We start from the raw sequence: 14,125 nt of genomic DNA on the forward strand, positions 1-14,125 counted from the left end.
GGGATATTATTTGCTGCAGGGACTGTTCCCAGGCCAAAGAACTGTCCTCTTGGCTTGAAATGAAGGAGGAAAATCTATGTCGAAAACAAATCAAAAAATCGTTCCGCATTTATGGTATGACAAGGAGGCAAAAGAAGCTGCAGAATTCTATGCTTCCATTTTCCCAGACTCCAAAATTACGAATGTAACAACAATCAAAGACACACCTTCTGGCGACTCCGATATAGTCACTTTTGAGCTTTGGGGGCAGAAGTTCATGGCCATCAGTGCAGGACCTTATTTCAAGCTCAATCCGTCTGTGTCTTTCATTGTTAATTTTGACCCTTCGCGAGAAAAAGACGCTAGTGAAAAAATAACTGAGGTTTGGAACAAATTGTCCGAAGGCGGCACAGCGTTAATGCCGTTTGGTGAGTATCCGTTCAGTAAGAAGTTTGGCTGGATTCAGGATAAATATGGTTTGTCTTGGCAGTTAATGCTTACCAACCCGGAAGGGGAAGAGCGGCCTGCGTTTGTGCCTTCACTATTGTTTGTCGGAGATAAATGTGGCAGAGCGGAAGAGGCGATTCAATTTTATTTATCTGTATTTAAGAATGCACAACAAGGGCTAATGGTCCGGTATCCTAAAGGCATGGAACCTGACAAAGAAGGAACAATCATGTTCTCTGATTTCATGCTTGAAAACCAGTGGTTTTCTGCAATGGATAGCGCGCATGAACATAAATTCAGTTTTAACGAGGCACTCTCCTTTATGGTGTATTGCGACACACAAGAAGAGATTGATCACTACTGGGAAAAGCTTTCTGCAGTTCCTGAAGCCGAGCAATGCGGATGGCTGAAAGATAAATATGGAATTTCCTGGCAGATTGTGCCTAGTGCGATGGACGAAATGATGAGCAAGAGCACACCGGAGCAACGTGCGCGTGTAACGAAAGCATTTCTTGGAATGAAGAAATTTGATCTTGAAAAATTACGAGAAGCATACAAGGGATAAAGATAATCAAAATGATCAATGAGCCGAAAATAGGCAAGTGCTTATTCACTGCTTGCTTATTTTCGGCATGCTTTATGTCTATTTCTCCGGAATCTCGCAACCATCATCATCACAAGTGGCACCGCTTTGCCCGCCTAAGTTAGTGAAGGGACCATCCTGCTGCATGACTTGCTTGAGAGCCTGAACAAATGTTTCAAGAGGCTGAGCCCCGGTCAGCGAATACTTTTTGTTAATGAGGAAGAAGGGTACGCTTCGAATCCCGTATTGCTGGGCTTGAACTTCGTCTGCGTAAACAGCATCACTCATTTCCTTACCTGACAGCATTTCTTTCACGGCCGGACCATCCAATCCAATTTCCTCAGCCAGCTGAACAAGTGTGGCGTGGTCACCAATATGTTTACCCTCGGTGAAATACGCACGCAAGAGTCGTTCGGTCATTTCCTTCATCATCCCATACTTTTTTGCATACAACGTTAATTGATGAGCATCAAAAGTATTGGTTAAAATGACCTTATCAAAGTGATACTCCAATCCAGCGTCCCGAGCCATGCGCTCCGTGTTGCGGCAGCTCGCTTTAGCCTGATCGAGGCTCATCCCATATTTTTTGGATAAACTTTCGTATACATTATATGGAACATCTCGTCCTGTTGACGGATCTAATTCAAAGCAGCGATACACAATTTCAACAGGAAAATCGATTTTCTGAATAGCGTCATCCAGACGCTTTTTGCCAATATAGCAAAATGGTCAAGCAAAATCAGTCCACATTTCTATTAACATGACAATTTCCTCCTTAATCGGTGATTCCTTTAGTATATCAATTCAATACATTTTCTAAAGATATAAAGAATTGTTTGGCTCCACTCATTTAATAATTTCTAAACCATTGTCCCTAACAAAATTGGTTGGACATGCATACGAATACAATAAACAAATTAGGAGGGGACATTGATTGGAGTTCATGAAAATAAAAAGAATAGCAGTTGATTCCATCCTTTATTCAGAAGTTGACGATTGTGAAACAAACGATGAATCCGATGATTGGGATGTACAATTCGAAGGAAGTGTAAGTTAATTTAGGCAGCCTGACTTCTGGTGTGAAAATACGTTACCACACCTGAGGTCAGGCTCTTTACATTTAGCTCATATTTTCGTTAAGGATAAATTTCCCCATAAAGAGAATCTTATCATTATAAATTCCATTTTTAATATCAATTAAGTGTTTACTTATGGAGGAAATGATAATGAATATTGCCGACGTTATGATCATCATTGTATTTGTTTTATTGGTTTTGTTTGTATTGGTCTTACTAGTAGTAGGATTGTATTTATTATTTATCGACCGAACGCAAAAACAGCATCCCATTCTTCGTAACTATCCGGTTTTAGGACGTGCAAGGTACTTTTTGGAGACAATTGGACCAGAGCTTCGTCAGTACTTATTTGATAGTAACAAAGAGGGAAAACCTTTTTCTCGAATCGATTTTCAACATATTGTAAAACAAGCAAAGTATAAACGTAATGTGATGGGATATGGTTCACTACGGGATTTTGAAGAAGCTGGTTTTTATATTCGAAATTCCATGTTTCCTAAATTAACAGAGGAATTAAAAATGGACCAAGAGACAAAAGTAACGACGAATCGTTATCTCTTGATAAAAGAACCTTTATTTACACAGAAAAAAGAAGTGTTAGAGGAAAATGAATCATCCGCCTATTTATTAGACGATAAGGATGCGATCGTGATTGGAAAAAATTTAAAACACCCCTTCATTGTAAAAGGGCAAATCGGGATGTCCGCAATGAGTTATGGTTCATTAGGTGAGCATGCCATTACCGCACTCTCAAAAGGTTTAGCTATTGCAAAGGGGGCATGGATGAATACAGGCGAAGGCGGATTATCTGAATATCATTTAAAAGGCGGAGTCGATATTATTATGCAAATTGGCCCCGGATTATTTGGGGTAAGAGATAGAGAGGGAAATTTCAGCTGGGAAGCATTAAAGGAGAAAAGTCAAATCCCTCAAATAAAAGCGTTTGAGATTAAATTAGCTCAAGGGGCAAAGACACGCGGCGGTCATATTGATGGAGAAAAAGTAACAGAGGAAATCGCAAGAATTCGGATGGTAGAACCATTTAAATCCATCGATAGCCCTAATCGTTTTAAAGAATTTAGTGATTTCCCGTCCCTTTTTACTTTTATGGAACGGATTCGTGAGGAAACAGGCAAACCGGTTGGAATGAAATGCGTTATTGGAAGTGTGCATGAAGCGGATGAATTGGCAAAAGCCATCAAAGAAACCGGAAAAGGCCCCGATTTTATCACCGTAGACGGTGGTGAAGGCGGTACAGGTGCTTCTTATCAGGAGCTGGCTGACAGTGTTGGACTGCCGATTAAAGCTGCGCTTCCATTAGTAAACAATGCCCTCATCAAATATGGCGTCCGTGATCGAGTGAAAATCATTGCCTCAGGCAAACTTTTTTCACCTGATCGAATCGCTATTGCTCTTGCGATGGGGGCAGATCTCGTCAATATTGCACGGGCATTAATGATTACAGTAGGTTGTATCCAAGCCTTAAAATGCCAATCAAATGCTTGCCCGGTCGGTGTAGCCACAACCGATCCCCATTTACAAAAGGCTCTTGTCATTGATGAGAAAAAGTATCGTACGGCTAATTATTTAATCAGTATGCGGGAAGGGTTGTTCCGTCTGGCTGCAGCAGCTGGTTTGGATTCCCCCGTGCATTTTAAACCTGAACATATCGTTTACAAAGACGAAAGAGATCATGTTTATTCATTAGAAGAAGTGTATCAATCCATTGTAAAGGGTGTGTAATCGTGAAGGCAGCTGAATTATTAGTGAAGTGTTTAGAGGAAGAGGATGTAGAATATATCTTTGGGATACCAGGCGAGGAAAATATCGATCTGATGGATGCTCTACTGGATTCAACGATTAAATTTATCGTAACCCGACATGAAACGAGTGCTGCTTTTATGGCAGGGACCTACGGGAGGTTAACCGGAAAACCGGGTGTGTGCTTAGCCACCTTAGGGCCAGGAGCAACAAACCTTTTAACTGGTGTTGCGAATTCCAACATGGATTTGAATCCCATTGTTGCGATAACCGGCCAAGCTAGTTTAGACCGGCAGCATAAAATTAGTCATCAATATTATGATTTAATTCATATCTATGAGCCTGTAACAAAATGGAATGCACAAATAAAAAAGGGAGAAATCATACCTGAGGCAGTTCGTAAAGCATTTCAAGTATCGACTCAAGATAAACCAGGGGCAGTCCACATCGATCTTCCCAATGATATTGCTGGAAAGGAGATCGAGGGAACACCCTTAAAGGGAACCGTCCATACTTTAACAGAAGCAGGGGACCAAGTCATCAAAGAGGCTGCCGAGCTTATTGAACAGGCTGAGCATCCCATCATTTTAGCAGGTAATGGAATAACGAGAGGAAATGCTGCTGATCAATTACGGGCTCTAGTGGAAAAGATCAATATACCAGTCGTCCATACTTTTATGGGAAAAGGAGCTCTTCCCTGGACCCATGATTTAAGTTTACTTACAGCGGGCATTGGCGGGAATGATTACATTACTTGTGGATTTAATCATTCTGATTTAATTATCGCGATTGGTTTTGATATTGCAGAGTATGCTCCATCTAAATGGAATCCTAATGGTGCCACCTCCATTTTACACATCGATACAGAAGAAGCAGAGACCGATCAATATTATCCTGTAAAACTAAATGTAGTAGGAGATATCAAACGGAATTTAGAAAAGTTACATAAGGTTCTTTCCCCAGGAGAAAGGAATAATTCATGGGTATTGAACGTTCGGAATAAGGCACTGAATGAGCTGCAGCAATTTAGTGACAATACAAGCTTCCCACTCAAGCCTCAGAAAATTATTTCCGATTTACGTGCTGTTTTAAAAGAAGAGGATATTGTGGTTTCAGATGTGGGGGCCCATAAAGTATGGATGGGGAGAATGTTCCATACCTATCAACCGAATACCTGTCTTATTTCGAATGGGCTTGCATCAATGGGGATCGCGGTTCCTGGAGCGATAGGGGCGAAGCTTGCCCAGCCAGATCGTACCGTTGTCGCTGTTTGCGGGGATGGATCTTTTCAAATGACCGGCGCTGAGTTAGAAACAGCTAAACGGCTGAATCTCCCGATTATTGTTTTATTATGGAGAGATGAAGGGTATGGCTTAATCGAATGGCATCAGATGAAAAAGTTTAACCGTCCTTCCCATATTAAATTTGGAAATCCTGACTTTGTACAGCTTGCCTCGTCTTACGGATTTGAAGCAATGCAAATTAACAGGGCAGAGGAACTTAAGCCTGCACTAGAAAAAGCCATAGCCATGAACAAACCAGTCTTTATTGATTGCCCAGTTGATTATAGTGAAAACATGAAATTAACAGAGAAATTAAGTCATCTTCAATGCTAAGAAAGGGAGGATCAACATGCGGCTCGGTTCGATTATCAATGGTCAAGAGCGAAATGAACCTAATCGGGAAACACTTGAAGTAAAAAATCCTTACAACCAAGAAATAGTAGCGGAATTAGCTTTAGCGACTGAAACGGATCTGAATGATGCAGTAGAAAATGCCTTTGAAACTTTTCATTCTACGATGAAGAAGATGCCTGCACATCAACGGAGCGATATTTTACGAAAAGCCGCCGACCTATTAGAAGAAAAGCCGGAGGACTTTATAGACACCATTATTCAAGAGGCTGGAAAACCAATCAAATATAGCCGAGATGAGATCAATCGTTCTGTTCAGGTCCTCCGGTTTGCTTCTGAACTTGCTAAAAATATTACAGGGGAAGTTCTGGCCATGGATGCAGCCATTGGCGGGGAAAATCGAATGGGGCTGGTGAAACGAATCCCATTGGGTGTAGTGGGAGCCATCACTCCCTTTAACTTTCCGCTGAATCTGTCCTTGCATAAAATTGCACCAGCGATTGCTGCAGGGAATACGATTGTTTTCAAACCTGCCGAGAAAACACCAGTGTCTGGTTATAAATTAGTCAAGTTATTTCAGGAAGCAGGCCTTCCGAATGGGGCATTAAATTTGTTAATGGGAACGGGAGAGGTTGGGGCTCCTCTTGTTACACACGAAAAAGTCCATAAAGTTTCGTTTACAGGAAGCTTAGCAGTCGGAAAGAAAATCCGCGAAACCGCCGGATTTAAAAAAGTAACACTAGAATTAGGCTCCAATTCCCCTAATATTATTTTCGAAGATGGAGACATAGAAACGGCTGTAAAAAGATTAGTGGTTGGAGCATTTTCTTTTTCAGGACAGGTTTGTATCCATGCTCAAAGAATCTTTGTTCAAAAAAATGTTTATCAGCCCTTTTTGGAACAGTTCAAACAAGAAACAAGGGCTTTAAAAATTGGAGATCCAATGGAGGAAGCGACAGACATTGGACCTATGATTACCGAGAAAGAAGCCGAGCGGGCAAAGCTATGGATTGATGACGCGGTTCGAAATGGAGCAAAAATAGAAGTGGGTGGTGAACGAAACGGGACCATACTTTCCCCGACCATCATGACCAATGTTGATCGCAATATGAAAATCATCGCCGAAGAGGTTTTTGCACCGATCGTATCTGTCATTCCGTTTGATACAGAAGAGGAAGTCATCGGATATGCCAATGACTCCATTTACGGTTTGCAGGCGGGAGTGTTCACCCAGGATATTGACCGAGCCATCAGGGTAGCAGACCAATTAGAAATTGGCGGAGTTTGGATTAACGATATTTCTACCTATCGGCAGGACAATCTGCCTTACGGCGGTGTTAAACAAAGTGGGATAGGCAGAGAAGGAATTAAATATGCCATCGAAGAAATGACAGAGCTGAAATTTATTGGCATTAAATTAAAGTAGACCGTGGGGAAGGTTCTCATGACCCATAAATAGTATCCATTTTGAACGATATCAGTCTGAACCTTCCTCCTTCTATAGCAATAAATTGAAAATTCAAATCCATTTGGTGATACAAATGTCTTTCAAGTTTATAGATCGGTTTTTAAATAATCAAAAGTCTGAGAACGAAACAAAGTCAATAAAAACTATTTTTCAACAAGCTGCTAAATCGAGTGATTTCCATCAATTTTCCTTATCTGAAGAACAGGATATTACAATTAGTTACTATAAAAGTATGGTGGATCCCAAAAAAATAAATGATCTCCTTCTACCGTCAATTCAAGAACATATAAAGAAAATTAGTAAAATGAATGATATAAAAAAATATATTCCTTTTGAGGACGTCCATGTAACAAGTAATCCCCTAGATATTGAGAAAAGACTAATCAAAGGCTATGTTATTCTTCAGTTCAAGGCTTCCAGTGAAGATTTTTTGACGATAAATGTTGAAAATGCGAATCTTGGTTATCGAGAAAATAATGATACTGAAAATGAATTTAGTGTAATTGGCCCAAAAGTTGGGTTTGTAGAAAACATTGGTATTAATCTTCATCTGTTAAGAAAGCAAATAGCAGTTCCGGAGTTAGTTTTTGAGGAAATAACAATAGGTACAATGTCCAAAACAGAAGTAGTTATTGCATATTTGGATGGTATTACCAATCCGGAATATATTCAAACCGTTCGACAGCGATTGAAGGATATCGATTTTGATGTTATTTTCGACAATTCCCAAATTGATCAAATTATTTCAGATAACTCAAATACTCCCTTTCCTATTTTTTTGTCTACTGAGCGGATTGACAGAGTTATATATGCGATGGTATCGGGGCAAGTTGCGATCTTATCGAATGGATCCCCTTACATTATTACTGGGCCAACAACGATTTTAGATTTTTTCATTTCTCCCGAAGATTATTATCTTAATTGGGTACTTGGGTCGTTTTTTCGAATCATTCGCATTATTAGTGTTATTTTCTCGTTGTTTGCTACACCAATCTATGTTGCAATATTAACCTTTCATTATGAAGTTGTACCTGATGATTTATTGGAACCGCTTATTAGTTCAAGAGCTCATGTTCCATTTCCTCCGGTATTAGAAGCTATTTTTTTGGAAATAACCATTGAATTGTTGAGAGAGGCGGGGGCACGCCTGCCGACAAAAATTGGACAAACACTGGGTATTGTAGGTGGTATTGTAATTGGTCAGGCATCAGTCCAAGCTGCTCTAACAAGTAATGTTTTACTTATTATTGTTTCATTGTCAGCACTTGCTTCGTTCACAACTCCTATCTTTAAAATGTCAAATGCCATTCGTCTCATCCGGTTTCCTCTTATTTTATTTGCAGCATTTTTGGGCGGCTTTGGAATTATCTTAGGGTTCGTTCTTCTGTTAGGACATTTATTAAAGCTTAAATCCTTGGGGAATCCATATATGGTCCCACTATTTCCTTTTAGAATAAAGAACTTTCGTGACAGTTTTATTCGATCATCATATAAGTTTTCAACGACACGAAGCAGATTTTTAAGACCTCTTTCCCTAAAAAGATATACACCAAATCAAGATAAGGATGATATGAATAATGAATAGTCAAAAGAAAAAAAATATAAGGTGTTTTTATGCTCTTTTGCCTCTCATTTTGATTATTCCTGGCTGCTCGTTTCCACGGCAAAAAATTATCGATGATGTGCAGCTTCCTAAAGTATTAGGTTTTGATAAGGTTGATAACCAGTATGTTGGAACTGTGCTTTATTCTGATTATACGGAAGATGAAAAAAAGGTGGGAGCACTATTTTACAGGGGAAAGGAAGGAAATCCCAGTTAATAAAACAAACTTTAAATGCACAATCTCCTAAACCGATAGAAATTGGAAAGTTGAACCTTTTAATCTTTGGTAAAGAACTAGCTGTAAATGGGGTGTCTTATTTTGTGAAGACTGTTTGCAGGGATCCCTTGATTGGAAGTAATATGTTAATAGCTGTTTCAGAAGAACCCGCAGGAGAATTTTTAATGAAAAATAAAGATAGAAACAGCGACTATCCATATAAATTGATTGAACAAAATTATCGAACTCAAAATGTACCAATTCCAACGTTGCAAAGTTTTTTATTTGATTTCTATGGAGAGGGAAGAGACCCTTCCATACCATATTTAAAGATAAATCAAAAGGGTAACATTGAAGTAGAAGGCCTAGCAGTGTTAAAAAAAGACAGACTGGGACTTATCTTAGATCAAAAAGAAAGCTTTTTATATAAAATATTAAGAGGAAGAGTGATTAGAGGGCAAACAGAATTCAACATACATAAGGGGCAGTCCAGGGATACAGCAATATTAGCTATTTTATATGGAAAAAACAAAAAATCAATTAGAAACAATGGTTCGAAATCAAAGGTGACATTCAATATAACAGTAAACGGTATGGTAAAGGATTTTCCAGACTGGTTAGATTTAAGGAAAAAACAAAATAATCTATTATTAAAAAAACAATTGGAAAAACAAATGAAAAAGGATTTTGAAAAGCTATTCGTAAAGTTTCAAAAACAACAAGTCGATCCTTTAGGTATAGGTGATTTAGCAAGAGCGTATTCAAAAAAATGGAACGAAAAGGAGTTTTATGAAAAGGTGTACCCAACTATTGCAATGGAGATTAATTTAAAAATAGAACTATCTCATGCAGGGATGGGCGAGTAAAAAGAAAAGGTGATTGAGCGTGAGTAAACAATTAAATGCAAGCTTGACAGTATCTCCCTTTTTTTTGTTTTTTCTGATTCACAGTACCCAAACCGGTGTAGGCTTGTTGAATTTTCAAAGTAAAATCATAAAGGGAGCAGAACAGGATGCATGGGTTTCAGTTTTATTAGTCGGAATCAGTATTCATCTCATTATTTGGCTGCTGTATTTCTTATTAAAGAAATCAAATAATGGAGATATTATGTCTTTACATCAACAATTATTTGGGAGATGGCTAGGAAACGTATTAAATATTTTTTTTTATGGATATATGCTTTTAATTGTTTCAACAATTATTAGGTCCTATTTATCAGTATTGGTGACTTGGGTTTTTCCTTTCACCCCCATTTGGTTTTTATCACTTACTATGATTATTGTGATTTCCTATTTAGTTGTCGGAGGCTTTAGGGTTATTACCGGTATTTGTTTTTGGGGGATGATAATCCCTTCGCTCCTTCTGTTTACGCTATATTTCCAAATCAAATATGCTTACTGGACGAATTTATTACCCGTTTTTAATCACAGCTTAAGTGACTATATTGTATCAGCAAAAGAAAGTATTCTTATGTACTCAGGACCGGAATTTTTACTTATTTATTTTCCTTTCATTAAAAATAATCAAATTTCTCAAAAATGGGCCCATATTTCACAAGCGTATACAACCATTTTATATTTATTTATTACAGTCATCTCATTTGTTTATTTTAGTCATGGGCAGCTTGAACATGTTACTTGGCCAACCCTCATGATGTCAAAAATTATCCGCTTTCCATTTATCGAAAGGTTTGAATATATCTATATTTTTTTATGGCTCTTAGTGATTCTTCCCCCTTGTTGTATGGCATTGTGGGGGGCGATTCGAGTTTTGAAAGAATCGTTTAAATTTAAACCTAGAATGTCATTATGGATATCCATTATTATCGTTCATTTCATGGTTACTAATGTCAAAAGTAAAATGGATGTCGAGGAAATAGGAACTTTTATAACAATTGTCTCATCAAGCTTTCTATATATGTATATACCAATATTGTTTATTTTTTTTCTCATCATTCAAGCCTTTAAAAAAGCCAAGAGTGTTGGAATTGATTAGTTTCAATAAACTAATAAATTTAAATGATTATAATTAAAGGGAAAAGGGTATCTGAGTTTAAACTCGATACCCTTTTCTTTTATTGGTAAAATCCTGTTTAATGAAAAATCTCCATAAGCCAAAATAATGGCTGGTTTCAGTTAAACAAATTCTACATATTCTTTATTCTTGTTAGTCCGAGAGCCTGATTATCCCATAAGATTTTTTCAACGGTTTTGTATTCATGTTCTTCACAGCGAATCATTAAAACAATTTCAGATGTAATATTTTTGACTCCGAGTTTATTTTTTTTAATTAACATCATTTTTATAAGAAACCCTAAAAGCAAACCACTAACAGCACCAATTATACCCCATATAATTGGACCCCATTTTAAAATATAACCATATATGGCTCCTAAGAGCATCAAACATGTACCAAGTATGGCTGCTGCATCAAATAGACTTAAGCCATCTGCCCTATGAATGGTATCAAATAGTTTCCTTTGCTCACTTCTTTTATCTAGAGGGGCAGCCAGTATCCTTTCCTTTGAAATATCATTTTGTTCCAGTTCCGAAAGGGCCAGCTCTATAAAAATCGAGTTTTCAAAGGAAGCGATGACTAACAATGTTTATACCCCTTTCAAATGGGAGTTTTAAAATGAATATTTTGGTATTTCTTCCGTAAGAATTTTGACATTTCTTTTTCAAACAATTTGTTGAGCTCGATCGTAGATGAATAGGCATCGTAAATGATAAAAAAATAGATGGATGGAAAATAAAGTGCCCATTGCATATTTATAACCTCTTTAGCTTTTACAAAATCACCTAACATTGATAAGTGAATAGCAGACAAAATATGACCATAATAACAGATTGCTACTGTATAGAGAAATATAAAAAATCCCGAAATAACATTATGAATATAAAGGTGACCAAGACCAGGAAATAAAACGGACCATGCTAAGGCTACCAATGGTTTACGTTTATCCAAGTAGTTCATGTCCCACGATCCCATTTTTTTATTCAAAATAGGAGCGTCTTCTCTATCTGCTAATAAATATTGTTTGTTTAAATCCACCGTGGATCTATAACCGTCCCATATTCCAAACATATATATGGCCACGTAAAGAATTAACCATCGTTGATTCATAACTTCTTTTGCAGAATCAAAATCACCCAATAAGGAATACAAAATCCCAAGGTTCACATGTGCAACTCCATTAATAAAGGTTTCCCATAAAATTAAAAGAAACCCTGCTGCGTATCTATGCTGCAATAAATGTCCAAATCCCGGATATGAAAATGAAAAAAAGGCAACGACCCACGGATTTTTCAAATGAAGTTGTCCAGTTGTAAATTGCGATAAATAGGCTCTTTGCCTTCGATAGGGAGGAATTCGATTCATCATTCGTACCTCTTTTATAGAATAATCCTCATACTTTTTAATAATGTCCATATTGTGGGATATAATTGCTATTATGTATTTAGACTAATAACAGATCTTTGTGTTTGTCTTCTTAGTTTATCCAGTCATTTCCTTCATATGTAACAGGGAAGGAGAAGATTCTGGTGGATAAAAAAGACACAAGTTGTTGGTTTTAATCTAACAGGTGATGAATACTTCTATTAACAGAAGCCGGAGTATGTAAATAACTAAATAGGAAATGGCATATTATACGAAACACGTTGATTTTATTAACGATTAAGTGGAAAAAAGGATGGTGTATGATGGAACAGCAGCTTCCGCCAGGCCAATTTGAAACGGAAAAATGGCCAATCCTGCACGTAGGGGATGTTCCCGAGTTCAATGAAACCACATGGAATTTTAGACTTTTTGGAGAGCTAAAAGAAGAAAAGCTCTTTTCCTATAAAGAAATAATGGAGCTTCCAAAAACAATTTCAAAAGTTAACATGCATTGTGTTACCACCTGGTCTAAATTTGGTACAACGTTTGAAGGAATTGCACTTAGAGAGTTATTGAAATTTGTCGAAATGAATGAAGATGTAAAATATATTAAAATTTACGGGTATTACAATGGAGACAAGTTTGGTTATTCAGCAAATCTGCCGCTCGAGCCTTTATTAGGGGCCGATTCTCTGTTTGTCTATCGTTGGAAAGATAAAAATCATGATTGGCAGGATATTGATCCAAAACATGGTTATCCATTAAGGTTTATTCCACCAGAAGTATTTTATCTATGGAAAGGCTCTAAGTGGGTGTCGGGGATTGAGTTTATGAAAGGAGACGAGGCCGGTTTTTGGGAAGAGCTTGGCTATTCGATGACAGCCAATCCATTTAAAGAAGAACGCTACCGTTAGTACAGTTTTCCCTACGAATAATCCATTTGCAGCCTTCCCGGTTATAAAGAGAGGGCTGCTTTTTTTAAAAGAATTTTTCTATAGGATTTCTAAAAAATCGAAAAAGTTTATGCGCGGCTTAAACTAAAATATCCTTTAAAGGAAGAACCTTGACCGGTGAGTGGCGGCGTCTCGATCTTGTAGGGGATTTGATTTTTAAGGACGAATTCATTATGTCTTGCCGAAAGCTGAACGAGGTCCTTCAATGTGAGAACAATTGTGGACTGACCGATCAAGTCATCACCTGTGCCAAGTAGACTGTTTATCCCTTTTGCCACAGGTGTTACAAGTGCTTTCAAAATAGAGGCTGCAGCTCCTCCGACAAGTGGACCGCCTAACGCTGCTACTCCTGAAGTTGCGGCTGCGGCAGCAGTAGAAACAGTCGAATGGACTATCTTATAATACTTATTTGGATCTCCTTCATCGTGTTCTATTAAAACAAATGTTACGTTTAAACCATATGGTTTTCCACGATAGAGTTCTATATGATCCGAGAAACTTTCACCTTTGTCAACACCTGTGTAAAGTTTAGTCAAGGATGTTGAAACATTTACAGGTTCATTGTCTCTTCCAGTAGGAGCTGCTACGCTAATGGTTGCATAAACCTCGTCAGAACCAGGTCCACTAGTCGTACCAAAGCAATGAATACCTTTATAGGTCAACACCACTTGATCGATTTCAATAGCACCTGTCTCGGGCCACCAATAGATCTCACCATGCTCAAAACGCATTACTTTGCCTTCGTCATATTTTATTGATAATTCATCAGTAACCGGCCAACCAAGCCAGCTCTCGACTCCGCCTAATGCAAGATACTTCTCATTAATGGCACCATAAACCCAATAAGCAGGTCCTTTTGTTTTCTTCGTATAAATAGCACCATTCTGATAGCGGATTCGATATCCTGTCTCTATCTCTTCCACATAAGAAATAGCTGCACCCGGAGCACCATTTAACGATTTCCATTTATTTTCAATGGTTGTTTTTGCAGTAACTTTGGGATCTTCCATATCATGCATTGGA

General features: G+C 37.9%; 14 protein-coding genes. 10 read left to right on the forward strand and 4 right to left on the reverse strand.

Annotation, left to right across the window (positions count from 1 at the left end):
• The first annotated feature begins 76 nt into the window (after window positions 1-76).
• Window positions 77-991, forward strand: coding sequence for a VOC family protein (locus PH210_RS04810; RefSeq protein ID WP_289983469.1), 915 nt, complete (start codon window positions 77-79; stop codon window positions 989-991).
• Window positions 992-1,069: 78 nt separating this feature from the next.
• Here the strand turns inward: PH210_RS04810 and PH210_RS04815 are convergent, their stop codons facing one another.
• Window positions 1,070-1,726 (reverse strand): DsbA family oxidoreductase, encoded by a 657-nt coding sequence (locus PH210_RS04815; RefSeq protein ID WP_289983776.1) that lies wholly within the window; start codon window positions 1,724-1,726, stop codon window positions 1,070-1,072.
• Window positions 1,727-1,943: 217 nt separating this feature from the next.
• Between PH210_RS04815 and PH210_RS04820 the strand changes: the two genes are divergently transcribed.
• From PH210_RS04820 to PH210_RS04855, 8 genes are all read left to right on the forward strand, one after another.
• The gene (locus tag PH210_RS04820; RefSeq protein ID WP_289983470.1) at window positions 1,944-2,066 is read left to right on the forward strand and encodes a hypothetical protein; all 123 of its coding nucleotides are present in this window, start codon (window positions 1,944-1,946) and stop codon (window positions 2,064-2,066) included.
• Between the two features lie 169 nt (window positions 2,067-2,235).
• The gene (locus tag PH210_RS04825) at window positions 2,236-3,828 is read left to right on the forward strand and encodes an FMN-binding glutamate synthase family protein (RefSeq protein WP_289983471.1); all 1,593 of its coding nucleotides are present in this window, start codon (window positions 2,236-2,238) and stop codon (window positions 3,826-3,828) included.
• Window positions 3,829-3,830: 2 nt separating this feature from the next.
• Window positions 3,831-5,462 carry an acetolactate synthase large subunit gene (locus PH210_RS04830; protein ID WP_289983472.1) on the forward strand — a complete coding sequence of 544 codons (1,632 nt, stop codon included), beginning with the start codon at window positions 3,831-3,833 and terminating at the stop codon, window positions 5,460-5,462.
• A 16-nt stretch (window positions 5,463-5,478) separates the two neighbouring features.
• Window positions 5,479-6,906, forward strand: a complete 1,428-nt coding sequence (locus tag PH210_RS04835) for an aldehyde dehydrogenase family protein (RefSeq protein ID WP_289983473.1) — start codon at window positions 5,479-5,481, stop codon at window positions 6,904-6,906.
• A 115-nt stretch (window positions 6,907-7,021) separates the two neighbouring features.
• A complete protein-coding gene (locus PH210_RS04840) occupies window positions 7,022-8,533 on the forward strand; it encodes a spore germination protein (RefSeq protein ID WP_289983474.1) in 1,512 nt (503 codons plus the stop codon).
• Window positions 8,526-8,768, forward strand: coding sequence for a hypothetical protein (locus PH210_RS04845; RefSeq protein WP_289983475.1), 243 nt, complete (start codon window positions 8,526-8,528; stop codon window positions 8,766-8,768). Before PH210_RS04840 ends, PH210_RS04845 begins: the two co-directional genes overlap by 8 nt.
• Window positions 8,768-9,634 carry a Ger(x)C family spore germination protein gene (locus tag PH210_RS04850; protein WP_289983779.1) on the forward strand — a complete coding sequence of 289 codons (867 nt, stop codon included), beginning with the start codon at window positions 8,768-8,770 and terminating at the stop codon, window positions 9,632-9,634. The genes PH210_RS04845 and PH210_RS04850 overlap by 1 nt, the downstream gene beginning before the upstream one ends.
• A 19-nt stretch (window positions 9,635-9,653) precedes the next feature.
• Window positions 9,654-10,763 (forward strand): GerAB/ArcD/ProY family transporter, encoded by a 1,110-nt coding sequence (locus tag PH210_RS04855; RefSeq protein WP_289983477.1) that lies wholly within the window; start codon window positions 9,654-9,656, stop codon window positions 10,761-10,763.
• Between the two features lie 151 nt (window positions 10,764-10,914).
• Here the strand turns inward: PH210_RS04855 and PH210_RS04860 are convergent, their stop codons facing one another.
• Window positions 10,915-11,370: a hypothetical protein gene (locus PH210_RS04860; RefSeq protein WP_289983479.1), complete on the reverse strand. Its 456-nt coding sequence runs from the start codon at window positions 11,368-11,370 to the stop codon at window positions 10,915-10,917.
• Window positions 11,371-11,384: 14 nt separating this feature from the next.
• Window positions 11,385-12,152 (reverse strand): hypothetical protein, encoded by a 768-nt coding sequence (locus tag PH210_RS04865; protein ID WP_289983481.1) that lies wholly within the window; start codon window positions 12,150-12,152, stop codon window positions 11,385-11,387.
• 320 nt (window positions 12,153-12,472) lie between these two features.
• Between PH210_RS04865 and PH210_RS04870 the strand changes: the two genes are divergently transcribed.
• The gene (locus PH210_RS04870) at window positions 12,473-13,063 is read left to right on the forward strand and encodes a molybdopterin-dependent oxidoreductase (protein ID WP_289983482.1); all 591 of its coding nucleotides are present in this window, start codon (window positions 12,473-12,475) and stop codon (window positions 13,061-13,063) included.
• Between the two features lie 107 nt (window positions 13,064-13,170).
• On the opposite strand, the gene PH210_RS04875 is transcribed toward PH210_RS04870, so the two are convergent.
• Window positions 13,171-14,121 (reverse strand): LGFP repeat-containing protein, encoded by a 951-nt coding sequence (locus PH210_RS04875; RefSeq protein WP_289983484.1) that lies wholly within the window; start codon window positions 14,119-14,121, stop codon window positions 13,171-13,173.
• Window positions 14,122-14,125 lie beyond the last annotated feature (4 nt).

Origin of the sequence: Paenibacillus sp. BSR1-1, from assembly GCF_030403775.1 — a bacterium.
In the GTDB taxonomy this organism is placed as follows: domain Bacteria; phylum Bacillota; class Bacilli; order Bacillales; family Cytobacillaceae; genus Neobacillus.

What these genes read in the sequence shown, in the direction of transcription:
- PH210_RS04810 (WP_289983469.1), top strand. Translation starts at nt 77, where the DNA reads ATGTCGAAAACAAATCAAAAAATCGTTCCGCATTTATGGTATGACAAG.
- PH210_RS04825 (WP_289983471.1), top strand. Translation starts at nt 2,236, where the DNA reads ATGAATATTGCCGACGTTATGATCATCATTGTATTTGTTTTATTGGTT.
- PH210_RS04835 (WP_289983473.1), top strand. Translation starts at nt 5,479, where the DNA reads ATGCGGCTCGGTTCGATTATCAATGGTCAAGAGCGAAATGAACCTAAT.
- PH210_RS04840 (WP_289983474.1), top strand. Translation starts at nt 7,022, where the DNA reads ATGTCTTTCAAGTTTATAGATCGGTTTTTAAATAATCAAAAGTCTGAG.
- PH210_RS04845 (WP_289983475.1), top strand. Translation starts at nt 8,526, where the DNA reads ATGAATAGTCAAAAGAAAAAAAATATAAGGTGTTTTTATGCTCTTTTG.
- PH210_RS04865 (WP_289983481.1), bottom strand. Translation starts at nt 12,152, where the DNA reads ATGATGAATCGAATTCCTCCCTATCGAAGGCAAAGAGCCTATTTATCG.
- PH210_RS04870 (WP_289983482.1), top strand. Translation starts at nt 12,473, where the DNA reads ATGGAACAGCAGCTTCCGCCAGGCCAATTTGAAACGGAAAAATGGCCA.
- PH210_RS04875 (WP_289983484.1), bottom strand. Translation starts at nt 14,121, where the DNA reads ATGCATGATATGGAAGATCCCAAAGTTACTGCAAAAACAACCATTGAA.